General features: G+C 48.2%; 21 protein-coding genes and 1 riboswitch. Of the genes, 7 read left to right on the top strand and 14 right to left on the bottom strand.

All coding sequences use genetic code 11. The annotated features are described in order from the left end of the window. The first annotated feature begins 40 nt into the window (after window positions 1-40). From BN8899_RS17450 to BN8899_RS17440, 3 genes are read left to right on the top strand one after another with little or no spacing between them, the layout of a single operon-like run. Window positions 41-1,249 (top strand): L-serine ammonia-lyase, encoded by a 1,209-nt coding sequence (locus BN8899_RS17450; RefSeq protein WP_065220337.1) that lies wholly within the window; start codon window positions 41-43, stop codon window positions 1,247-1,249. Between the two features lie 60 nt (window positions 1,250-1,309). Beyond that, on the top strand, window positions 1,310-1,897 hold the full coding sequence (locus BN8899_RS17445) for a bifunctional nuclease family protein (RefSeq protein ID WP_065220336.1): 588 nt from the start codon (window positions 1,310-1,312) through the stop codon (window positions 1,895-1,897). 15 nt (window positions 1,898-1,912) lie between these two features. Beyond that, complete coding sequence (locus BN8899_RS17440; RefSeq protein ID WP_065220335.1) at window positions 1,913-3,205, top strand: glucose-6-phosphate isomerase; 1,293 nt, start codon at window positions 1,913-1,915, stop codon at window positions 3,203-3,205. Between the two features lie 266 nt (window positions 3,206-3,471). Here the strand turns inward: BN8899_RS17440 and BN8899_RS17435 are convergent, their stop codons facing one another. From BN8899_RS17435 to BN8899_RS17400, 8 genes are all read right to left on the bottom strand, one after another. Beyond that, window positions 3,472-4,188, bottom strand: a complete 717-nt coding sequence (locus BN8899_RS17435; protein WP_065220334.1) for a HesA/MoeB/ThiF family protein — start codon at window positions 4,186-4,188, stop codon at window positions 3,472-3,474. 38 nt (window positions 4,189-4,226) lie between these two features. After that, the gene (locus BN8899_RS17430) at window positions 4,227-4,835 is read right to left on the bottom strand and encodes a recombinase family protein (protein WP_018336257.1); all 609 of its coding nucleotides are present in this window, start codon (window positions 4,833-4,835) and stop codon (window positions 4,227-4,229) included. A gap of 91 nt (window positions 4,836-4,926) precedes the next feature. Further along, the gene (thiH, locus tag BN8899_RS17425) at window positions 4,927-6,033 is read right to left on the bottom strand and encodes a 2-iminoacetate synthase ThiH (RefSeq protein WP_065220333.1); all 1,107 of its coding nucleotides are present in this window, start codon (window positions 6,031-6,033) and stop codon (window positions 4,927-4,929) included. A gap of 24 nt (window positions 6,034-6,057) precedes the next feature. After that, the gene (locus BN8899_RS17420; RefSeq protein WP_065220332.1) at window positions 6,058-6,825 is read right to left on the bottom strand and encodes a thiazole synthase; all 768 of its coding nucleotides are present in this window, start codon (window positions 6,823-6,825) and stop codon (window positions 6,058-6,060) included. 52 nt (window positions 6,826-6,877) lie between these two features. After that, entirely contained in the window at window positions 6,878-8,860 is a 1,983-nt protein-coding gene (locus BN8899_RS17415; RefSeq protein ID WP_065220331.1) for a thiamine phosphate synthase, read from the bottom strand. 36 nt (window positions 8,861-8,896) lie between these two features. Further along, window positions 8,897-10,645, bottom strand: a complete 1,749-nt coding sequence (gene thiC, locus BN8899_RS17410) for a phosphomethylpyrimidine synthase ThiC (protein ID WP_065220330.1) — start codon at window positions 10,643-10,645, stop codon at window positions 8,897-8,899. A gap of 43 nt (window positions 10,646-10,688) precedes the next feature. Further along, on the bottom strand, window positions 10,689-10,889 hold the full coding sequence (gene thiS / locus BN8899_RS17405) for a sulfur carrier protein ThiS (protein ID WP_065220329.1): 201 nt from the start codon (window positions 10,887-10,889) through the stop codon (window positions 10,689-10,691). Window positions 10,890-10,978: 89 nt separating this feature from the next. After that, a riboswitch (TPP riboswitch) is annotated at window positions 10,979-11,129 on the bottom strand. A gap of 82 nt (window positions 11,130-11,211) precedes the next feature. Next, window positions 11,212-11,538: an MGMT family protein gene (locus BN8899_RS17400; protein WP_065220328.1), complete on the bottom strand. Its 327-nt coding sequence runs from the start codon at window positions 11,536-11,538 to the stop codon at window positions 11,212-11,214. Between the two features lie 406 nt (window positions 11,539-11,944). Here BN8899_RS17400 and BN8899_RS17395 point away from each other — a divergent pair, with 406 nt between their 5' ends. After that, window positions 11,945-12,133: a hypothetical protein gene (locus BN8899_RS17395; RefSeq protein ID WP_018336265.1), complete on the top strand. Its 189-nt coding sequence runs from the start codon at window positions 11,945-11,947 to the stop codon at window positions 12,131-12,133. A 47-nt stretch (window positions 12,134-12,180) separates the two neighbouring features. Here the strand turns inward: BN8899_RS17395 and BN8899_RS17390 are convergent, their stop codons facing one another. Genes BN8899_RS17390 through purB form a run of 3 tightly spaced genes read right to left on the bottom strand, consistent with a single transcriptional unit; the run spans window position 12,181 to window position 16,232 of the window. After that, a complete protein-coding gene (locus tag BN8899_RS17390) occupies window positions 12,181-13,056 on the bottom strand; it encodes an NADPH-dependent 7-cyano-7-deazaguanine reductase QueF (RefSeq protein ID WP_065220327.1) in 876 nt (291 codons plus the stop codon). A gap of 2 nt (window positions 13,057-13,058) precedes the next feature. After that, the gene (locus BN8899_RS17385) at window positions 13,059-14,882 is read right to left on the bottom strand and encodes an ABC transporter ATP-binding protein (RefSeq protein WP_065220326.1); all 1,824 of its coding nucleotides are present in this window, start codon (window positions 14,880-14,882) and stop codon (window positions 13,059-13,061) included. Window positions 14,883-14,891: 9 nt separating this feature from the next. Further along, on the bottom strand, window positions 14,892-16,232 hold the full coding sequence (gene purB / locus BN8899_RS17380) for an adenylosuccinate lyase (protein ID WP_065220325.1): 1,341 nt from the start codon (window positions 16,230-16,232) through the stop codon (window positions 14,892-14,894). Window positions 16,233-16,428: 196 nt separating this feature from the next. Between purB and BN8899_RS17375 the strand changes: the two genes are divergently transcribed. Together BN8899_RS17375 and BN8899_RS17370 are read left to right on the top strand one after the other, a co-directional pair. Beyond that, on the top strand, window positions 16,429-17,214 hold the full coding sequence (locus BN8899_RS17375; RefSeq protein ID WP_065220324.1) for an EI24 domain-containing protein: 786 nt from the start codon (window positions 16,429-16,431) through the stop codon (window positions 17,212-17,214). After that, window positions 17,211-18,593, top strand: coding sequence for an NfeD family protein (locus tag BN8899_RS17370; protein ID WP_065220323.1), 1,383 nt, complete (start codon window positions 17,211-17,213; stop codon window positions 18,591-18,593). The genes BN8899_RS17375 and BN8899_RS17370 overlap by 4 nt, the downstream gene beginning before the upstream one ends. Window positions 18,594-18,690: 97 nt before the next feature. Here BN8899_RS17370 and BN8899_RS17365 read toward each other — a convergent pair whose 3' ends face one another. The 3 genes from BN8899_RS17365 to BN8899_RS17355 all read right to left on the bottom strand — a co-directional run bounded on the left by BN8899_RS17365 (window position 18,691) and on the right by BN8899_RS17355 (window position 21,119). Continuing rightward, window positions 18,691-19,377 carry a hypothetical protein gene (locus BN8899_RS17365; RefSeq protein ID WP_148375513.1) on the bottom strand — a complete coding sequence of 229 codons (687 nt, stop codon included), beginning with the start codon at window positions 19,375-19,377 and terminating at the stop codon, window positions 18,691-18,693. 177 nt (window positions 19,378-19,554) lie between these two features. Beyond that, a complete protein-coding gene (locus BN8899_RS17360; RefSeq protein WP_065220321.1) occupies window positions 19,555-20,505 on the bottom strand; it encodes a 3-oxoacyl-ACP synthase III family protein in 951 nt (316 codons plus the stop codon). A 29-nt stretch (window positions 20,506-20,534) separates the two neighbouring features. Further along, window positions 20,535-21,119 (bottom strand): TetR/AcrR family transcriptional regulator, encoded by a 585-nt coding sequence (locus BN8899_RS17355; RefSeq protein ID WP_018336273.1) that lies wholly within the window; start codon window positions 21,117-21,119, stop codon window positions 20,535-20,537. Between the two features lie 179 nt (window positions 21,120-21,298). Here BN8899_RS17355 and BN8899_RS17350 point away from each other — a divergent pair, with 179 nt between their 5' ends. Next, window positions 21,299-22,234 carry a YitT family protein gene (locus tag BN8899_RS17350; protein WP_065220320.1) on the top strand — a complete coding sequence of 312 codons (936 nt, stop codon included), beginning with the start codon at window positions 21,299-21,301 and terminating at the stop codon, window positions 22,232-22,234. The last annotated feature ends 247 nt before the right edge of the window (window positions 22,235-22,481 follow it).

Raw genomic sequence — 22,481 nt, 5'->3', positions numbered from 1 at the left:
TAATTCAATCTAAAATTAGTAAGATTTAAAATTAGCAAACGTGAAATCAATCAGAGAAATATTTAGAATAGGTTACGGACCTTCGTCCAGTCACACGATGGGACCGGGACGTGCGGCGCTTTTTTTCAAGGAGAGAAACCCGGAAGCAGAACACTATCGGGTGACTTTATTCGGAAGTTTGGCGCTCACGGGCAGGGGACATGGCACGGACGAGGCGATATTGAAAATGATGGATCGTCCCGAGGACACCGAGATCGTGTGGGAGTCCGAGAAATCGTTGCCTCACCACCCGAACGGGATGCTTTTCGAGGCGTTGAACGGCGACGTGGTTGCCGACCGTTGGGAAGTGTACAGCGTGGGAGGCGGTGCCTTGTGGGACGAACTGGGGACTTTCAAGTCGGATGATATTTACCCGGATACCAAGATGACGGACATATTGAACTGGTGCAAAGCCGAGGGGCGCTCCTTTGTCGAGTACGTGGAATTGCACGAGGGACCCGGTATATTCGACTATCTGGAAGAAGTATGGCAAGTGATGGTAGACTGCATCCACAACGGCTTGGAGAACGAGGGTGTATTGCCCGGCAACCTGCGCTTGGCGCGTAAGGCTTGTTCCTACCACGTGCGGGCACAGCAGTCAGCCGGAACGTTGCGCCACATGGGGATGGTGTTCGCTGCGGCGCTGGCGGTGGCGGAGGAAAACGCCGGGGGAGGAAAGATCGTCACGGCTCCCACTTGCGGATCGGCAGGCGTTGTGCCGTCCGTGTTGTTTTTCTTGAAACACGACCAAAATATCAGCGACAAACGCATCATCAAGGGATTGGCTACTGCCGGGCTGATCGGCAACATAGTGAAGACCAATGGTTCTATTTCCGGTGCGGAAGTCGGTTGCCAGGGCGAGCTGGGTACGGCTTGCGCTATGGCGGCAGGTGCGGCGGCGCAGATACTCGGCGGCTCGCCGATGCAGATCGAGTATGCCGCGGAGATGGGCTTCGAACACAACTTGGGATTGACATGCGACCCCGTGGGCGGGTACGTGCAAATCCCGTGCATCGAGCGCAATGCCTTCATTTCGCAGAAAGCGAGGGAGTGCGCCATCTATTCCCTTTTCTCGGACGGGCGGCATAAAGTGTCCTTCGACGACGTGGTTGAAACCATGATGCAGACGGGATGCGATATGCAGGCAAAATACCGGGAAACCAGTCTTGGCGGTTTGGCGCGTATATACCGGGCACCGATAAAGAAGTGACCTGGGGCAACTCTGCGGGTTTAAAAACCGTAGATATAAAATTTAAAACAGTACAGGGTTATGGATAGAGCTAGGTTAAAAGTTTTCGGACTATCATATAAAAGTATGTCACACACGGGAGCGTACGCGTTGATTCTTGCCGAGGAACATGACGCATTTCGTGTTCCCATAATCATCGGGATAGCGGAAGCCCAGTCTATTGCTATCCAACTGGAAAACTTGCATTCGCAGCGTCCGCTCACGCACGATCTGATAAAGAGTCTGACCGACCGCCTCGGGGCGACCCTCGAGGAAGTCTTCATTTATTACTGGGAGGCGGGCATCTTTTATTCCGAGTTGCGCTTCCGCCACGGCGAGGAGTTGTTGAAGATAGATTCGCGCACCTCGGACGCTATCGCGTTGGCGTTGCGTTACGATTGCCCCATCTATATTGCGGCAAAGGTGATCGAGCAAACGGCGATTCCCGTCGCCGACACCGAGGTCATAAAAGAACACTTGGAGAAGGTGCAGGTACAGATCGAGAAAGCGAAAGAAGCGGAATTAACCGAGGAAGACTTGAAACGTTTGCTGGCGGAAGCCGTAAAGAATGAAGATTACGAGAGCGCATCCCGTTACAGGGATATGCTGAATGCCAGAAAAAGCGAATAATAAAAATTAAAGACAATGGATAGCATTAAACTTGACTACTCGAAAGTATTGCCATTTGCGGGAGAGAAAGAAATCTCCGCGCAAAAGGAGAAAGCGTCACGGGCGTTGAAAGCGCTGGAGGACGGAACGTGTAAGGGAAGCGATTTTCTCGGGTGGATAGACCTCCCGTCACGGGTCACGGGTGAGGAACTCGATAGCATAGAGGCGTGTGCCGGGTCGCTGAGGGAAGAAACGGACGTGGTGGTTATCGTCGGCATCGGGGGATCGTACCTCGGCGCAAAAGCCGTCATCGAGGCGATGTCCGGCAGTTTCGACGCCTTCTCCGGGACAAGGGTAGTCTTTGCCGGCAACAACGTTAGCGAGGATTATTTATATGAATTGCAGGAGTTTTTAAAGGACAAGAAGTTCGGTATATGCGTGATTTCCAAGTCGGGAACCACCACAGAACCCGCCGTTGCTTTCCGCCTTTTGAAGGAGCAGCTGATCGCGCAGGAGGGCGTGCAGGTGTCCCGCCGCCGTATCGTGGCGATCACCGACGAGCGGAAAGGGGCTTTGCGTGTCATGGCTGACCGGGAAGGCTACCGCACGTTTGTTATCCCGGACAACATCGGGGGACGCTATTCCGTGCTTACTCCCGTGGGCTTGCTGCCTGTCGCCATTGCGGGCTACGACATCCGGGCGCTGCTGAGGGGAGCCGCGGACATGAGGACGATCGGCAAGGGTAACGGCGCCGAGCTGTCCGCCACTTACGCGGCAGTGCGGAACGCCCTTTACGAGAAAGGCTACACGACGGAGATCACGGTAAATTACAACCCGAAACTGCACTACGTTGCCGAGTGGTGGAAGCAGTTGTACGGCGAGAGCGAGGGAAAGGAACACAAGGGCATTTTCCCCGCCAGCGTGGATTTCACGACCGACCTGCACTCTATGGGGCAATACATCCAGGAAGGACGGCGCAACCTGTTCGAAACCGTGCTTTCCATCGAGAAAACGAAATACAAGTTGCTCGTGCCCAGTGATGCGCACGACCTCGATAAGTTAAACTATTTGGCGGGCAAGCGCCTCGACGAGGTGAACAAGATGGCGGAACTCGGCACCCAACTGGCTCACGTGGACGGCGGCGTCCCCAACATCCGTGTTGTGATCCCCGAATTGTCGGAATACTACCTCGGCCAGTTATTCTACTTCTACGAGCTGGCTTGCGGCATTTCCGGCGGCATCCTCGGTGTGAACGCCTTCGACCAACCGGGCGTGGAAGCCTACAAAAACAATATGTTCATGCTACTGGGAAAACCTAACAATTTGTAGAAGATGAAGAATACGTGGTATACCTTTTCGCCATACTAGGTCTACCTATACTCTACCTCAAGTACAAATCATGAACGTTGCATAGACGTAAATTTGCGTTTATGCAACGTTCATGATGTGTATATACAAGGTTCTTGTGGTTAGGCAACGATTGTGTAATGATTATTCAAATGTTTACAGGAATGTATGTCTAGTTGTGCATCGTGATTGCCGATTCAGTGATTCCTTAATCGCTAAATCACTAAATCGGAAATCTCTGAATCTATTCATTTTTCAATTGCGAAAGTCAAATACGTGTTATTCAAAATATCAATGGTGAGCAGTTTGCCGGAGAGAACGCCCGGTTTTTCCAAGATGATTTTGATAACTTCGTTAGCTTGGAGGGAGCCGATGACGCCGGGAAGAACACCGACGACGCCCAGTGGCTGGGAGAAGTCCTTCACGCCGTCGTGGTACGGGAAAAGGTCTCGGTAGGACGGACCGCCGTGATAGTTGAAAACGGATAGTTGCCCCTCGAACTCGCAGATGCTGCCGTAGACGAACGGTTTGCCTAGTTCGGCGCAAGTATCGCTGATAAGGTAGCGGGCTTGGAGGTTGTCGGTTGCATCGACCACTATGTCATACGTGGCGATGATTTCAAGTGCGTTCCCGGGTGTCAGCCGGAAGGAATATGGTGTAATCCCGCAAAAGGGATTTAATTGATTGAGCCTGGTGGCTGCAATGATGGCTTTGCTTGTCCCCACGTGCGTGGTGTCGTATAATATTTGCCGTTGCAGGTTCGATTCCGATACGGCGTCGTCGTCCATGATGCCGATGTGCCCGACGCCGGCGGCGGTAAGGTAATATAACACGGGAGAACCCAGTCCCCCGGCACCGACTACCAGTACCCGCGAATCTTTAATTTTTTCTTGTCCTTGAATTCCAATTTCTTGAAGGATTATATGTCGGTTGTAACGTTCTTTTTCCCTAGAGGTTAATGACATATTCTATCGCTTTAATTCTAAATTTGTTTTTGTCCTTTTCAATTATCTCTCTCGTTGATATGTTGCTTCACGAAGCGGTTCACGGTACAGATGGATACCTTGTATTTTTTGGCAATCTTCTTGTAAGGCACGCAGTTGTCCATAAGCTCGATGATCTTTTCCTTGTTTTGTATCAGCACGTTCAGCTGCGGGCAACTTCCGTGGGGGCGTCCCAGTTTCTTGCCTTCCGCCTTCCTGACCGCGAGGGCTTCCCGCGTGCGGATGGAGATCAGGTTACGTTCGATCTCCGCCACCAGCCCGAAAGCGAACCCGAGGATTTTGCTGTTCAGGTTGTTCTCGAAGGTGTACCCCTCCTTGGTGCTGTGAAGAACGATTTTACGCTGGATGCAGGTGTTGATGATGTTCATGATGTCGATCAGGGTTCTGCTCAACCGCGATACTTCCGTGACAATAAGACAATCGCCCTCCTGCAAAGATTCGAGAAGATCGCCGAGTTTCCGGTCGTTACTGCAAACTTTGCCACTGACAACGTCGTGGTACCATTTGTCAATATCGAGCCCCCGGTTGGCTGCAAATTTCTTAATCTCCTCCTCCTGGTTTTCCAGGTGTTGTTTGTTTGTGCTGACTCGTAAATACGCGACTACCATAATTCATTTAGTTTTTGAGAATTAAAAAGACAAACGTAACAAAAGGAGGAGAATAATCGTGATATTAAGGTTGTTAAAATTAGTTATGAAATCACATCCATGTATCCCAGTCTTTCCACACTGGCTCGTAGCCTTGCGCCTTGATGGCTTCCACCATCTCTTGCGGGGTTCGGTTGTCGTTTATGGCGAATTGCTCCAGTTCCTTGTGGGGCACGACGTAGCCGCCCGGCTCGGTGCTCGACCCGGCACTCATGGAGGTGGCGCCGAGGTGCATCACGTGGTTGCGGAACTCCCGGCTTTCCCGCGTGGATATGGAGATTTCAGCTTGCTGGTCGAGCAGGCGGTAGGCGCAGATGAGCTGCACCATCTGCCGGTCGTTGATGGGGTCTTTCGGCATGAACGCCCCGGCGTGGGGACGCAGGCGGGGAAGGGAAATGGAGAACTTGGACTGCCAGTAGTTTTTCTCGAGGTATTTCAAGTGCAGGGCGGTGAAGAATGCGTCCGTGCGCCAGTCTTCCAGCCCGAGTAATGCCCCGATACCCATTTTCTGTACGCCTGCCGAGCAAGCCCGGTCGGGGGTTTCCAGCCGGTAGCGGTAGTTGGCTTTTCTGCCTTTCGGGTGGTAGAGGGGATATTGTTTCTCGTTGTACGTTTCCTGGTAGACGCAGACGAAACTGAGCCCCGCCTCGTGAAGACGGGCGTAGTCCGCCGTGTCGAGAGGTTGTACCTCGATGGCGATTTGCGAGAAGTTGTTGCGTACGGCACGGATCACCTGCTCGTAGTAGTCCACGGTGGTGACGGCGGGAGCCTCGCCCGACACGAGCAACAAGTGTTTGAAGCCCCAGTCGGAGATCACCCGTGTTTCCGCCTTCACCTCGTCAAGGGTGAGCATCTTGCGGTGGATGTCATTGTCGTGGTTGAATCCGCAATACACGCAGAAGTTGGTGCAGTAGTTGGATACGTAGAGGGGAATATACAGTTGTATCGTGTTCCCGAATCGCTCGAGGGTCAGGCGGTTCGCCTCGATAGCCATATCTTCCAGCAAGGGGGTGGCGGCGGGGGCTATGAGTGCCATAAAATCATCCACCGTGCGGTGCGGGTTGTTGATCGCATCGATTGCATCATTTTTCGACTTGTCCATGATGCTTTGTTTGACATCGTCCCAGTCGTAGGTTTGAATTATATCGTAAAATGTCATTGTCGTTGAGTTTATAAACTGTTTTTAGTCCAAAAATGCTGTTAGAGGCGAACTGGCTTGTGCGTGGTGGTATTGTTTGGCTAACTTTGCCTCGAATGCCATGCGTCCGGCTTCTACCGCCAGTTTGAAAGCACGTCCCATCTCCACGGGGTTGGGCGACACGGCGATAGCGGTGTTCACCAGCACGGCTGCGGCTCCCATCTCGAGGGCGGCGGCAGCGTGTGAGGGGGCTCCGATGCCGGCATCCACGATCACGGGCACGCGGCTTTGCTCGATGATGATTTCCAGCAGGTCGCGGGTCACCAGCCCTTTGTTCGTGCCGATAGGGGCGCCCAATGGCATTACCGTTGCCGCACCGGCATCTTCCAGATGTTTGCACAACACTGGGTCGGCTTGGATGTAAGGAAGCACGACAAATCCGAGTTTAGCCAGTTCTTCGGTAGCCCGCAGGGTTTCGATCGGGTCGGGGAGAAGGTATTTCGGGTCGGGATGGATTTCCAGTTTCAGCCAGTTGGTGCCGAGAGCCTCCCTTGCCAGCTGTGCCACGAACACGGCTTCTTTGGCGGTGCGCACGCCGGAGGTGTTGGGCAACAAGGTGATATGAGGGGCTTTGAGGTGGGCGAGTATGTCGTCTTCCTTGCTCTCGAGGTCTACCCGTTTCAAGGCAACCGTCACGAGTTGTGATTCGGATGCAAGAATAGCATCTTCCATGAGTTGATTCGATGCGAATTTACCGGTTCCGGTAAACAAACGCGATGTGAATACTTTGTCTGCGATCTTTAATGGTTCCATGATCCTATTAATTTTAGATTGAATAAATTCTGTGATTCCTTAATCATTTAATCTATCCATTTTTCAATTGTATAAGTTTTAATTGGGACAAAACTTGTTTTGTTTTGTCTGCTATGTTGTCATTGTTTTTGAGCAGGGAGGAGAGGGCGATGCCTGTCACTCCGGTGTCTAAAACGGGGCGGATGTCGTCTTCCTGAATCCCGCCGATGGCGTGTACGGGAAGGCAGATGCCCGTCTGGCGGCATGCGTCCATGATTTGGCGGTAACCTTCCAGTCCTAGTATAGGGCTTAATTGTTTCTTCGTGGAAGTAAACCGGAAGGGTCCCAAGCCGATGTAATCCACTTGCTGGCGGTAGCGTTCAGCGACGTCGTCGAACGTGTTGCAGGTGCCCCCGATGATCTTGGAGTATCCTAGTATCTTGCGAGCTTCCAGTGGGTTCATGTCCTTTTTGCCGAGATGTACCCCGTCGGCGTTGAGTTCGAGGGCGATGTCCACGTGGTCGTTGACGAGGAACAAGGCTCCGTAACGCTTGCATATCTCCTTGACGGCGTACCCGATCCGGATAAATTCTTCACGGGAGGCGTCCTTCATGCGCAGTTGCACCCAGCGGCATCCTCCCTTGCACACCGCTTCTACCTGCTCGGGGATGGATACGCCTTCCTTGTGATCCGTGATGTATTGCAAAGGAATACGGTACAGGTCAGCCGGGATCGCCTCGGCATGAACCTGGTTGTGCAAGCCTAAGTTCGTGTCGTTCGACCGGATGAAACCGGACACGTAGTGTTGCCCGAGGCGGCAGGCTTCTGGGAGAGAGTAACCGAGTGTGAGGTAAGAGGTGATAGCGGACGAGAGGACGCACCCCGTGCCGTGTTTCCCGTGGCTGCCTCGTGCGACGGAGAAGGTGTGTATCGTTTCGCCCGTGATTAGTCTGTCGGAAGCCAATGCCTCCGTGTTGTGACCGCCTTTCCAGAGAATATTGGTGTGCAGGCGGCGGCAAATGTCTTGAATATGTTGTATTTCAATGTCTTTCCCGAAAAGGATTTCAAGTTCGTTCCGGTTCGGGGTGAGCAGGTATATTTTCTTCAGCACTTCCTGTATGGCTTCCAGACTTTCGCCGTTGTGAAACTGGAATCCGGCACTCGCTTTTAGAATGGGATCCCAGATGATTTTCACGCGGGGAAGGGCGGAAGTCAGGTAATCGACGACACGAGTCAGCGAATCAAAGCTTTCGATCAACCCGATCTTGACGAATGGCGGGGTGAATTCCCGGAACAGAACTTCGCACTGGCGGATAATCTCGTCGGGGGTCATCCACTTGGTGCCGAGGTACTCATTCTGGTTCTGAAAGGTGACGGCACTCGCCACGCCCAATCCATATACCCGGCAACATTCAAACGTCTTTATGTCGGCTGTTACGCCCGCACCCGAACTTTGGTCGAATCCGGCGATGCTTAATGCCTCGTCCGGGAAGATTTTCTCGAAACGGGAGAGGGTTGCCGAGGGATTTTCCCAAAGATAACCGAGTAGGGCAACGCCCCGGAAGCCTGCCTTTCGGCAGGTGGCGATGTTTTCTGCTTTCACCCCGCCTAAGGCAATGATGGGGACGGAAGTCTTAGCCAGTCCCTTTTTCAGCATATCGCGGGAAAAGGCGGATTTATACCCTTGCTTGGATATGCTGTCGAACACGGGACTCAAAAACACGTAATCCGGCGTGAACGGCAATCCGTAGATCTCTTCGAAAGAGTGGCAGGAAACACTGACGTGCGAATACCGATCCCGGTCACCGAAAGCGTCCGCCTGGTGTGATTTGAGATGTACGCCTTTCAAACCGTATGATTCCACCAGATCGAAATAATCATGCACAATGATCCGTTCCCGGAAACGGGGTTCTATCTTTTGAATGAATCGCTCGTAAACGTCCCTTTCTGCATTCAGCTTCCGCAGATGCAGCAGATGTAACCCGTTTTCAAAAAGACGGTTCACGATAAGTTCCTCGTCCGCTACCGGATAGGGTGGAGTGATGACAACTATCATAACGTGAAGATTGGGTGATAGAATCACGTAATCGATTTATTGTTTCATTTTCTTTCTCAACTTCTCGCTGGCACGCATGGAACAGAAGTGTTCACCGCACATGGAGCAGAAATGGGCTTCCTTGTGTCCCTCGGCAGGAAGGGTTTCGTCGTGGAAACGCAACGCTTTCTCCGAATCGAGGGCGAGGTGAAACTGGTCTTTCCAGCGGAATTCAAAACGAGCTTTGCTCATGGCGTAATCACGGTAGTAAGCAGCCGGGTGTCCCTTCGCGAGGTCGGCGGCATGGGCTGCCAGTTTGAAAGTGATTACCCCTTCTTTCACGTCGTCCCGGTTCGGGAGCCCGAGGTGTTCCTTTTGGGTGACGTAGCACAGCATGGAAGTTCCATACCACCCAATCATTGCCCCGCCGATGGCAGAGGTGATGTGGTCGTAACCGGGAGCGATGTCCGTCACGAGAGGTCCTAGGGTGTAGAAGGGTGCTTCCTTGCAGTATTTGAGTTCGAGATCCATGTTTTCCCGGATCTTCTGCATGGGCACGTGTCCAGGCCCCTCGATGATAACCTGTACATCGTGTTTCCATGCTACTTGGGCGAGTTCGCCGAGGGTCTTCAGTTCGGCAATCTGCGCTTCGTCATTGGAGTCGGCAATGCATCCTGGGCGCAAACCGTCGCCGATGGATACCCCGACGTCGTATTTCGCCAGTATCTCGCAAATCTCTTCAAAGTGGTCGTACAAGAAGCTCTCCTGCTTGTGGGTGGTACACCAGTGTGCCATGATAGCACCCCCGCGGGACACGATGCCCGTGAGGCGTTTGAGGGTTAGTGGCACATGGTGCCAGCGCAACCCGGCATGGATCGTGAAGTAATCGACGCCCTGCTCCGCTTGCTCGATCAGCGTGTCGCGGTAGATTTCCCATGTCAGGTCTTCCACTTTGCCGCGTACCTTTTCCAAAGCCTGATATAAAGGTACCGTTCCCACGGGCACGGGCGAGTTACGGATGATCCACTCTCGGGTTTCGTGGATATTTTTTCCCGTGGAGAGATCCATGATCGTGTCAGCTCCCCAGCGGAACGCCCACACGGCTTTTTCCACTTCTTCTGATATAGAGGAGGTGATGGGGGAATTGCCTAGATTGGCGTTGATCTTCACGAGAAAATTGCGCCCGATAATCATCGGCTCGCTCTCCGGGTGGTTGATGTTCGCCGGAATGATAGCCCGCCCGGCGGCAACTTCCTGGCGCACGAACTCGGGCGTGATGTATTCCGGGAAGTTGGCTCCCAGGGGTTCTCCTTTTTCCTTTTTATAGGCTTCCCGTATTTTGTCTACCAGCTGGTTTTCCCGGATGGCGATAAACTCCATTTCCGGGGTGATGATGCCCTTCTTCGCGTAGTGCATCTGTGAAACGCAATGCCCTGGCTTTGCCACCCGGGGAGTCGTGTTCACGTGCTCGAAACGGAGGGCATCCAGCGACTTGTCGTTCTGCCGCATCCGCCCGTATTCCGAACTAAGCCCGTCGAGCTTCACCGTATCGTTGCGGTCGGCAATCCATTGTTCCCTGATCTTGGGTAAACCCTTGTGCAGGTCAACCTGGTAATTGGGATCCGTGTAAGGTCCTGAAGTATCGTAAACTACCACCGGTTCATTTTCAACTTTCACGCCATCGAGGTCAATCGTGGGAGAGAGGGTTATCCGGCGCATCGGTACTTGTATGTCAAACATTTTGCCCTTCACGTAGATTTTCTCGGAACCCGGGAGGGGTCCGCTTGAGATTTTAAATTCTTCCATTATATTATTTTTTTGATTTTAAACTCTAAACTTTAAACTTCATTTAGCCTCCCTGTACCGCTTTGATGATGATGATTTTGCTGCCGTCTTGGAGGACAGTGTGATTCCATTCCGGGCGGGGAATGACGGAAAAGTCGACGGCGATAGCGATGTTGTCGGTTTTGATGCCGTTGGCTTCCAGTACTTCGGGAAGAGTTGCCCCGGCGGGGCATTCGAATGATTTGTCATTTATGAATATCTGCATCGTTCTAATTTTAGAATTTTAAATTTAGAATGAAAGATGGACTTCCATTTTCAATTTCTTTCGGGGGATTCTTTAAAACGGAATTCGATATGTATTATAACTCTCTCTCCCTACGCCGGCATTACCCGGATCAGGTTCATGGGTATAATCTCAGCCCGTTGTTTTTATCTGCTAATGGTCTTAGTCAGACAGAAGTTTTAGGATATTTCCTGCGCTTCTTAGGCACCCCTTCAGAATATTTCACGGCAAAGCTACAATTAATATTCGATATATGAAATAGTTTAGTTTATAAACTTTATAACTCACGAATCGTGAGTTTTTCCTATGGCAGGAGAAGGTCGGTATTCCAAAGGTGTTTTTTCATATCCACACACCCGCTTTTCTTGAAGGAAACACCTTCCTGTTCGAGTAGTTCTCTTTGTTCGAGCCAATGGGGGGCAATTGCTCCCTGGTGGTTTACTACGCGGTGGCAGGGGAGATGCAATTCAGAAGGCGCATTGAACATGGCTTGCCCGACCATCCGGGAACGTTGGGGTTTACCGACCAATCGGGCGATGCCGCCATACGTGAAAACCTTTCCCGGTGGGATTTGTTTCACTATTTCGTAGACTTCCGAAAAGAATTCCGCACGTGTGCTGTTGGTTGGCATATCATCTATTATTATTGTAGGCGCAAAGGTAGTAAATATATTCTACACTAGGTTGTTAATAAGGGTTTGAGAATATTATTTAACGAACGTTTATTGATTGCACAAATGTAATAATTCTGTTTAAAATATCAAACAGATATTTGAAGTATTTAATATATTCATTTCCATAATATTGAATGACGAGAAGGGGGTAAACATTTTGTCCGGTATTCGTGAATAAATGTTCTCTCATAAAACCTTCGATTTTTACTATTTTGTTTGATTTTATGGTTTTGCCTATAAGAAAGAGACAGATTTACGATTTTAACCTTGACTATTTTATCATTTGGTCGGGGATAATGAGTTGTCATCCATAATTTTGCGTATAGAAATTCATGGAGTGTCACCTAGATAAAATGAAGTGCGTATGATTATATTGAAGATTTTTAAGTCGAAAAACAAGTCTGTCTATTTCAACCTTGCAAAGAAGTATAATACGTCGGTGTGGTACGTGTACAAACTGGCGCACGGCAAACGTGTCCGGGTAACTGGAGTTACACATGATATATTGAACGAGTTGAGAACCTTGAATATTATAGAGAATATCCGGGTTTGAGAGCTGGTTGCACGGGGCTGGCTTGTCCGAAGTAGCCAGCCCTTTTTTTATTGCCTCATTAATTTGCGGGTGAGTACTTCCGGATCAAGGATAAATTCGGGAAGGTATTCGATCTGATTCGCTCTCGACGGGCAAATATCGATACCGCCGCGGCGAGTGTAAATACAGGTGATGGCAAGTATTTCCGGTTTGAATTTGTCCCATAAACGTTTGTAGATCATCTCGCAGATTTCTTCATGGAAATGGTTTTCGCTTCGCAAGGAAACGATGTATTTTAGTAAGGAAGCATCACCTGGCAGGTTGGAGGCTTTCATCCGGATATAGATACTTCCCCAATCCGGTTGTTTCGTGATCTTACAATTACTGCGTAGTAAATGGCTACAAACTTTAATTTCGCCCCCGCATCCCGTGCTCTCGTCCAGAAGAGAAGGGGCTTCGCTGTATTCCGAGAAGAATATATCTTCAACACTTTCGTCGTCCTCGAGTAAAGTATACTCTTTAAAGTCAAAAAACAATTCTTCCGGTTCCCGGTGAAAAAAGGAAACCTCTACGCGAGTATCGAGAATTTGTTCCAGATCGGATTTCACGATTTTGGTAAACAGGGCGATGCCTTCTGTGGCATTTTCCCCGAGGCGGGTCATGTTGAGTGAATTGAGATAAAGTTTCAAAGACTTGCTTTCCACGATGTTCGGGCTGCTTGCCGAATACACGATCTTCAATACCCCGCACACGGGAAGTCCTTTATTAGTCAAGAAACCAGCCTCGTAAGCGTGCCAAGTGTCATATCCCCGGAACAATCCTTCCGGAAAGTGGATGTCGTAGGTTACCCGGTTCAAGCTACGGGGTACCGGAACGAGAATCAACGGGCAATAGTCCGTGGGGTAGGCAACTTGTTGCCCGAGTACCTTGGCTTCAATTCCCATGGTTAGAAGTTTTGCATATTATACAATTTGGTATATATACCGTTGAGTGCCAGCAATTCCTCGTGGCGTCCCTGTTCTACAATTTCACCCTCATGGAACACGCAGATCAAGTCGGCGTTCCGGATGGTTGACAAACGGTGTGCCACGACAATCGACGTTCTGTTCTTCATCAGGTTATCTAGCGCTTCCTGCACGAGTTTCTCCGATTCGGTATCCAATGCCGAGGTCGCCTCGTCGAGAATCATGATCGGGGGATTTTTCAATACGGCACGGGCTATGCTCAAGCGTTGGCGTTGCCCGCCGCTTAGCTTGCCTCCGCGGTCGCCGATGTTGGTTTGATAGCCTTGTTCCGTTTGCATGATAAAGTCGTGGGCGTTGGCGATTTTAGCCGCTCTTTCCACTTCCTCTTGCGTGGCGGATTCTACACCGAAGGCGATGTTATTGAATATCGTGTCGTTGAACAGAATCGGGTCTTGGTTCACGTTCCCCATCAATGCCCGGAGGTTTTGGGTAGAGGTGTCTTTGATGTTAATGCCGTCGATCGTGATTTCTCCTTTCACCACGTCATAGAAACGGGGGAGAAGATCGACAAACGTACTCTTGCCCGAACCGGATTGACCCACGAGGGCAATCGTCTTGCCTTTGGGGATAGTCAAGGATATATCTTTCAGTACCAGATGGTCTGCCCGGTAAGCAAAGTCCACGTGCTTATATTCAATCCGGTCGTTGAATTCTTTCAAGGGTTTCGGGTTCACCGGTTCTTTTATCGAGGATTCCGCCGTGAGTATCTGATCGATACGATCCATGGCAGCTTGTCCCTTCTGTATGCTGTACAGAGCTGTGGAGAATTGTTTCGCCGGGTTGATGATGGAGTAGAATAACGCGATATAGGCGATAAAGTCTTGTGCATCCATGATCGGGGTATCTCTTAAAATAAGGAAACCACCGAACCAAACCACGATAACTACAACTACCGTCCCGAGGAATTCACTCATGGGGTGGGCGAGAGAACGCCGCCGCATCAGACGATTCATGATCTGCCGGTAGGCTTCATTCAGGTTCGAGAACGATCGATCGACTTTTTTCTCGGCGTTGAAAGCTTTGATAATGCGCAAGCCGGAAAGAGTTTCTTCTATATTCGATAGAATTTCACCCATTTTATCCTGCCCTTCCTTAGATCTTTTTTTTAGCGATTTGCCGACTTTACCGATCAGAAGCCCCATGACAGGCAACAGGACTAACACGAACAGGGTCAATTGCCAACTCATGAAAATCATCGTGCTTAGATAGATCAGGATTAGTATCGGGTTCTGGAAAAACATTTCCAGGGAGTTCATGATCGAGTTCTCCACTTCCTGCACGTCGCCTGTCATGCGGGAAATAATATCCCCCTTGCGTTCTTCAGAGAAGAAGGGAAGGGGAAGGGATAAGATTTTACGGTATATCATGCGGCGAATATCCCGGACTACTCCGTTTCGGATAAAGATGATTTCGTAAGAAGCCATATAGGAGAATCCGGTTTTGAAAAGAGCCGCCAAAGCGAAAAAGCCACCGGCAACAAGGAGTGTCGTGACTGGTCCTATGGTGTCCCGTCCCAAAGTGACGTAGTAGTAAAGTATATTTTTCAACGTGCTCATGTTCAAAGCAAATTCCGGCAATTCTTTCACGTCGGATTCTGTCTTGAAAAGGATGCCTAAAACGGGTATCAATATCACGAATGACATTGAGCCGAATATAGCGTGCAAAATGTTGTAAAATATATTCTTACCTAACCTTGCCCTGTAAGGAGGGATAAATCTTTTCAGAATTTGGATAAAATCGCGCATATATTCCGTTTATAGTTTTCCCGTGTAATTCAAGGGAGTAATTTGTTTCAGTTCATTTTTTAACTCGGGTGATACATCCAGCGTGTCGATAAATTCGGCGATGGATTGTTGTGTCACTTTGCTGTTGGTGCGTGTGAGTGCCTTCAACGCCTCGTAAGGGTTCGGGTAAGACTCCCGTCGCAGGATGGTTTGGATTGCCTCAGCCACGACAGCCCAGTTTTCTTCCAGGTCTGCCTCGATAGCGGCTTTATTGATGATAAGTTTGTTCAACCCTTTCAAGGTTGACTTGAAGGCAATAACCGTGTGTGCCAAGGGTACACCGATGTTACGCAACACGGTGGAATCCGTCAGATCCCGTTGCAGGCGGGAGATTGGCAATTTGTTGCTTAAGTGGTCGAGAATAGCGTTTGCCATACCGAGGTTACCTTCCGAGTTCTCGAAATCAATCGGGTTCACCTTGTGGGGCATCGCGGATGAACCTACTTCGCCCGCTTTGATCTTTTGCTTGAAATAAGTCATGGAAATATAGGTCCAGAAGTCACGATCCAAATCAACCACGATCGTGTTGATACGGCGCAGGTTATCGAAAACAGCGGCAAAGTTGTCGTAGTTCGAGATCTGCGTGGTATATTGTTCCCGTTCTATTTTCAGTTTTTGAGTCAGGAAATGATTGGCGAATTCCGTCCAGTCTATTTCCGGGTATGCCACGTTGTGGGCGTTAAAGTTTCCGGTTGCTCCCCCGAACTTCCCGGAGCAAGCTACTTTTTTCAATAATTCCAGTTGTTTGCTCAAACGGTAAACAAATACTTTGATCTCTTTGCCCAAGCGGGTGGGAGATGCCGGTTGCCCGTGAGTCTTCGCCAGCATGGGGACGTCTTTCCATTCCTCTGCAAGTTCCTCGAGTTTGGCTATCAATTCATCTATCAACGGGTAATAAACGTCGTGGATGGCATCCCTGAAAGAACAAGGTACGGAAGTATTGTTTATATCTTGAGAGGTCAGTCCGAAGTGGATGAACTCTTTGTATTCATGTAAATTCAGCTGGTCGAATTTCTCTTTGATGAAGTATTCAACCGCTTTCACGTCATGGTTCGTGACTTTCTCGATGTCTTTCACCTTTTGTGCGTCTTCCACGGTGAAATCCAGATAAATGTCTTTCAAACTATCAAACAGCGAATGATCGAATCCTTTCAATTGCGGCAACGGAAGCTCGCAAAGAGCGATAAAATATTCCACCTCAACCATGACTCTGTAACGAATGAGGGCGCTTTCTGAAAAGTAGTTTGCCAACCCTTCGACTTTATCTCTGTATCGACCGTCGATCGGAGAAATTGCTGTTAATGCTTGCATAATTATACTTTAATTTTATGAATTACACGTACTTGTTTATTTTATCGGAAAAATCTTCCTCCGCGAAAGTACAAAAAAGTTTATAAAGCCTTCGGCTTTGGGTTTATAAAGTTTAGAAGGTTTGTAAAGTTTATAATCGTAGGAATAATCGAAAAAATGGATTAGATTTACACGAATTTTTAAAGATGTTCGGAATATGAATTTTTTCCAAGGATTTTCAAAAGGAATAAAAGCATACGGCAAAGCCGCAAGGCTCTTGTTTTCCGGGCATTTCAGCTATTTCCTTCTGTTTCCGGTTTTTATTATCGTGGTGCTGTTTATCGCGGGGAATTATGCCGTGTCTTGCATCGGGGGCGGGCTTTCCGAAACGGTTGAGCAACAGATCATGGAATGGATATCCGGGATTTCCTGGTTGAGCTGGCTGTCCGGCACGGTGGGTTTTATCGTGCGATTGCTCGTGAGAGCCTTGTATTATATCCTGTTTATCTCTTTCGGGGGATACGTGGTGATGGTAGTTATGTCACCCGTGTATTCGTGGCTTTCCGAACGGACGGAAGCGCATCTCTCCGGTAAGGAGTACCCGTTCAATTTCGGGCAATTGATGTGGGAGATCGGGCGAGGGATTGTCATTTCCCTGCGTTGCATGATTTTTCAGTTTATATTGACCGTGATATTGTTCTTCCTTTCATTTATTCCGTTGGTCGGGTTGGTGACCCCGGTGCTGACTTTTGGGGTGAGTGCCTATTTTTACGGGTTTGCTTTTATGGATTATGCCGTGGAAAGGAAGCGTTTCCGGGTGAAGGAGAGCGTGCGGTATATGCGGCATAACGCGGGAATGGTCGTGGCGATAGGGACGGTGTTTACTTTGGCATTAATGATCCCGTTTATACGGGTGATAGTGTGTTGTTTTGTATCTTTGTTGTCCGTGATAGCCGGAACGGTTGTCGTGGATGAATCATTAAATAAAAAGAACGAGAGATGAAAAGATGGTTGCTTTGTATCGGTTTGTTGTTTTGTCTTTTTTCCGTGCGTGCGGAGAACGAAAAAGCGATTGTGTATAAGGTGGATATGAAAGATGAAATTGGTCCTAGTATTTGGCGGTTGGTGAAAAAGTCATTTGACCGGGCGACGGAAGGGCGTGCCGATTACATATTAATCCATATGAACACGTATGGAGGAATGGTTGTTTATGCCGATTCTTTGCGTAGCTTGATCTTGAATTACCCGAAACCCGTGTGGGTGTTTATTGATAATAACGCGGCTTCCGCAGGGGCGTTGATTTCCATCGCCTGTGATAAGATATATATGCGGGAAGGGGCAAATATCGGTGCCGCTACCGTAGTCAACCAAACGGGGGAGGCGATGCCCGATAAATATCAATCGTATATGCGTTCCATGATCCGAGCCACGGCACAAGCCCACGGGAAGGACACTGTGGTAGAGAATGGTAAAACAATCGTCCGTTGGCACCGGGATCCCCGTATTGCTGAGGCAATGGTAGACGAGCGTATTGCGGTCAAAGGCGTTTCGGATAGTGGCAAGATATTGACGTTCACGCCCCACGAGGCAATGCAGCACGGGTATTGTGACGGGATTGCCGAGAACGTGCCGGAAGTGATACAGAAAGAGGGAATCACGAATTATGAATTGCACGAGTATCGACCTACCACGATGGATAAAGTCATCGGTTTTCTCATCAGTCCAATCATGCAGGGGCTTCTGATTATGGTAATTATCGGGGGTATTTATTTTGAATTGCAAACACCGGGCATCGGATTCCCGTTAGCGGCAGCCGTGACGGCTTGCTTGCTTTATTTTGCCCCTTTGTACTTGGAAGGATTTGCTAATTACGTGGAAATTATCTTGTTTGGTGTGGGGCTTATCTTGCTATTGCTGGAAATATTCGTTATACCGGGATTCGGGGTTGCCGGGATTCTCGGGATTGTTTGTATCGTGACATCCCTTGCGTTGTCGGGGATTGATGATTTCACGTTCGAGTTCCTGCCCGATTTCGTGGGGGCTATCATTCGTTCCCTGTTCTTCGTGATTAGTTGTTCGTTGATCTCTGTTTTTGCGAGTATCTGGTTGAGTCGTAAATTATTCGGTTCTCGCCGGTTGAATTTTGCCCTTCATGCGGAACAGAAGGTGGAGGAGGGATTCGTGGGAGTAGACATGACCGTGAAAGAAGAAGTCGGGAAAGAGGGTGTTGCGTTTACTGATTTGCGCCCGGCGGGTAAGGTAGAGATTAACGATGATGTCTATGACGCTGTTTCCAACACGGGTGCATTTATCCAAAAGGGCACGAGGGTAAAAGTTATAAAATATCAAGCGGGACAAGTTTACGTGGAAAAATTGGCATGATAAATCTTCAAATGTTTGAAGCAATTTGTTTTTTAGCACGAGAGGCTGCCGTCATTTGAAAAACACGGACATTCTCTCGTGTAAATGGTCTTGCTGGCTATCGTATCGGGTAAGTCAGTTGGTAAGGTTTCTGGATTGGCGTTTCCTTTCTTAACTTCATAGCTTTCTGCAAAAAAGCTTCCAATTTTTTCGTGGGAACGAAAGAAAACGTGTTTGAACGGGGAATTCTGTCTTCACTTACGAATTTAATATCCTTACACCCGAGTTGTTTGAGTAGTTTCTCGCACACTTCTACTTTCCCGCCGGAATTTGCAAAATGAATGATCCGGACGGAATCTCCTTGCACTCGTCCGTACCGGAGAAAAGCACCTGCCAGGTAGGAGCATCTTTGTTTGTCTGATTTGAATACATCTTCTTTTAGGTTTCCATTGTAAATAGGCACCCACTGATTGTTGATTAAGGTTCTCGATCCATTCTTTTGTTCTAACAGAAAATAGTTATTCACTTTAACGGATAATTTCTTCGATAATAGTTTCTTGTGTCCCGAAGCTTCCATCGTGTATTCCAAATCCGGGTATTTCTTTTTGAAAAGTGTATAGATAACACTTGCAATACCTCCCTCGTAGGGATAATATCTGTCCACTTTTACGTCATCCTCTCCGGTGAGGCGTCTTCCCATGTATTCGTCCAGGGTACCCAGCAAAAGGAATTCCTTATCTAATTTTTGCCCCATTCCTAAAAGGCTTTCGAGTAATAATATTACGGTAATACAGGTTGTTTTCATAAGCATTATGGTATTGGTTTTCTTATTCAGATGCTATCGTTCCAAAAATTCCATAAATATAAATAAGATATTTATAAAAATATCCTGAATAAAGGAAAAGATCCCTGGGCACCGCTATGGGCTAGGGATCTTTTCCTTTCTCTGGGACAAACGTACCCGAGTGAAATTGACTTTTTGTCAAAACTGTAATAGCACTGCACCGCAGGAGTATCCCCCGCCGAAAACGGTTAACCCGACGAGGTCGCCTCGTTCTACACGTTCGAGGTTTTGCGAGAGGGCGATACCGCAACTGGGACATCCCGTGTTGCCAACTTCCCCGATGTTTGCGAGAATACGGTCTTCCGGGAAATCGATTTGCCGGGCGATGGTAGCCATGATGCGCTTGTTTGCCTGATGGGGTGCGATGTATTTCAAATCGCCCAGTGTTTTGCCGTTACTTTCCGTCACGACTTGCAAACCTTCTATCATGTAGTGGCAAGCATTGATAAACACGTCGCGTCCCTCGGGCATTCCGATACCCCCGTGATGCGGGCGGAGATACACGGCGGTATCCGCTTTGCCGATATGCCCCAGTCCCCGGGTGAAAATATCAAGTATTTTTGCTGGCTTTTCTCCTTTCGGGGAAGCCGATATGGCGATAGCAATGGCACCGTCCCCCCACAAGTGTCCGCTTTGGGGACAGTTTTCGTTGCTATATTCCGTGTTATGCTCGGAAGCGACCACGATGGCTTGGGTAGCCTTGTTCATGGCAAAATATCCCTGTACGATTTCTATGGCGTTGATAAACGAGGAACAAGCCGAGGAAACACTCAAGCATTTTGCCGCTCTCATCGTGTATTTGCGTTGAATAGCATGAGCCGCAGTCGCCACAGTGTCGTGTGGCGAGTAGGTGGCAGCCACCACGAGATCGACTTCTTCCATGGCGAAAGGTAATTTATCTTTTAGTCTTTCCACGGCTTCGAGAGCCATGGTATTCGTGTTTTCGTTTTCTCCCGCTTTGCTTCTGGTTTTAATTCCCGTTCTGCTGAATATCCATTCGTCGTCCAAGCCGTTTACCTCCTTGAAATAGGAATTAGGAACTCTTGTTTCCGGTATGTAATGTGCAAAAGCGTTGATATATAGTTCCATTTTTATAATGTATTTTGATTACTTCTTGATTACTTCTTGATAATCCCGTGAAATAATATATTAATATACTCGTTGATAATCTGTGGATTGGGTTTATGGTCATATTCCCGGATAAAACCGAATTCAAGGCTTTTAAAAACGGATTGTAACGAATTTGCAAGACGCCGAGGTTGTTTGATCGAGAAAATTCCTTTGGTCACCCCGTCCTTCAATATGGCGTACAAAAGTTCTATTTCCTGCGTGTCTATATTCTTTCTCAAGACATCGATTCTACTGTTGTTGTGTAAAAAAGTTTCCTTGATGGGTTGGCTTCCCCCCATGAGTTCCGCTATTAAATTGAACCGCTCCTTTATATATAACTTCAACCGTTTGTCGGCGGGCAAGGCCGTTTGTACTGCCTGTTTCAGTTTTTGATCGATTAATTCTATCTTTTGGTTCACGATGTGGTTAAAAATTGCTTCCTTACTGTTAAAATGAGTGTACAACGTGCGCCTGCTAATTTTAGCAGCGTTGGCAATATCCTTCATCGTTGTGCCGTAAAAACTCATTTCGATGAACAATTTTTGTGCCACGTTGAGTATTTTTTCTTTTGTAATTCGTAGGCTTGTTCTCATTTTAATTTCACAATTTGGAAAAAGTGTGCAATTATAATCAATAATTCGGGATATGCAAAATCAATGCCTGAAGTTCTCGTCAAATGTTAAATTATATTTTTAATAGAAGATATGACAAATGTCATGTTTTTGTGCTTCGGGGGAGGGTATATTTGCGCCCGAAATTAAAATTAGAATCAATGGTGAATATATTATTAAAAGAAAAGCCGTTTACCCGAGAGTGGTTCAAGACATATGCCTTGTTGATCGGCGGGGCTTTTGTGTTAGCGTTAGGGTATAGTTGTTTCATGGCACCGTACAAGATTGTCCCCGGGGGAATATATGGTATCACGATTGTTTTACAGCACAAGTGGGGATTCCCGATTGGTATGGCGGCGTTGTGCTTTAATTTGCCGTTGAGTTTGTTGGGATTGAAAGTATTGGGTTCCGACTTCGGGGTAAAGACATTTATTTGTTTTATCTTGGTTGCCGTATTCTCCGATAGTATTCCGGCTATTTTATTGACAATGATGGGCGAACCTATCCCGACCGATCCTATGGTGGCTCTTGATCCATTCCGGCTGGGGGATGAAGTGTTGCTCGCCTGTATTTTCGGTGGTGTGGTGATGGGTACCGGTGTAGGAATGATATTGAAAACTCGTGCGTCCAGCGGGGGAACAGACGTGTTGTCGAACATCTTGCACAAGTGGACGCATCGTCCGCTGGGGCAGTTACAGATGTCTGTCGATTCCTGTATCGTGATATTCGGTTTTTTGATGTTTCAAGATTGGAAAGTACCGATGTATTCTTGGTTATCCATATTCCTCATGGGAAAAACGATCGATATGATCCTGCTAGGATTCAATAATGAAAAGAGTTTCTTCATTATTTCCGATAAAGTGGAAGAAATCCGAACTTATATATTGAACGATCTACATCGGGGAGGTTCCATCCTGCCGATACAAGGAATGTATAATCGGGTGGAAAAAGAGATGATTATGACAATGATTAATCGCCGCCAGATGGCAACTTTGCAGCAAGCGATTTACAAGATCGACCCGAACGCATTCGTCACGATCTTTGATGCTAATCAGATACTGGGTAAAGGTTTTAAAAGGCTGGAAACCGATTCATAGGAAATAGTATTAAAAAAAGATACGGGAGAGTGTTCCATCCGTGGAACACTCTTTTTTCATGCTTGAACGGGGGTGAAATTAGCCTTGTTCCTATCACGTGTTAAGTTTATTGATAAATATGCCTTGCATTTAATTGGTAGCAAAATATTTTTATTTTCTATGTAAAAGTTATAATTTATCTATCATGATAGGAGTTGGATGGGGAATTGATGGGAGTTGAATAGGAATTGGTTCCAGTGAACTGTAA

It is taken from the genome of Butyricimonas sp. Marseille-P2440 (assembly GCF_900091675.1).
Classification (GTDB): domain Bacteria; phylum Bacteroidota; class Bacteroidia; order Bacteroidales; family Marinifilaceae; genus Butyricimonas; species Butyricimonas synergistica.
This window is presented reverse-complemented; position numbering and strand designations above follow the sequence as displayed.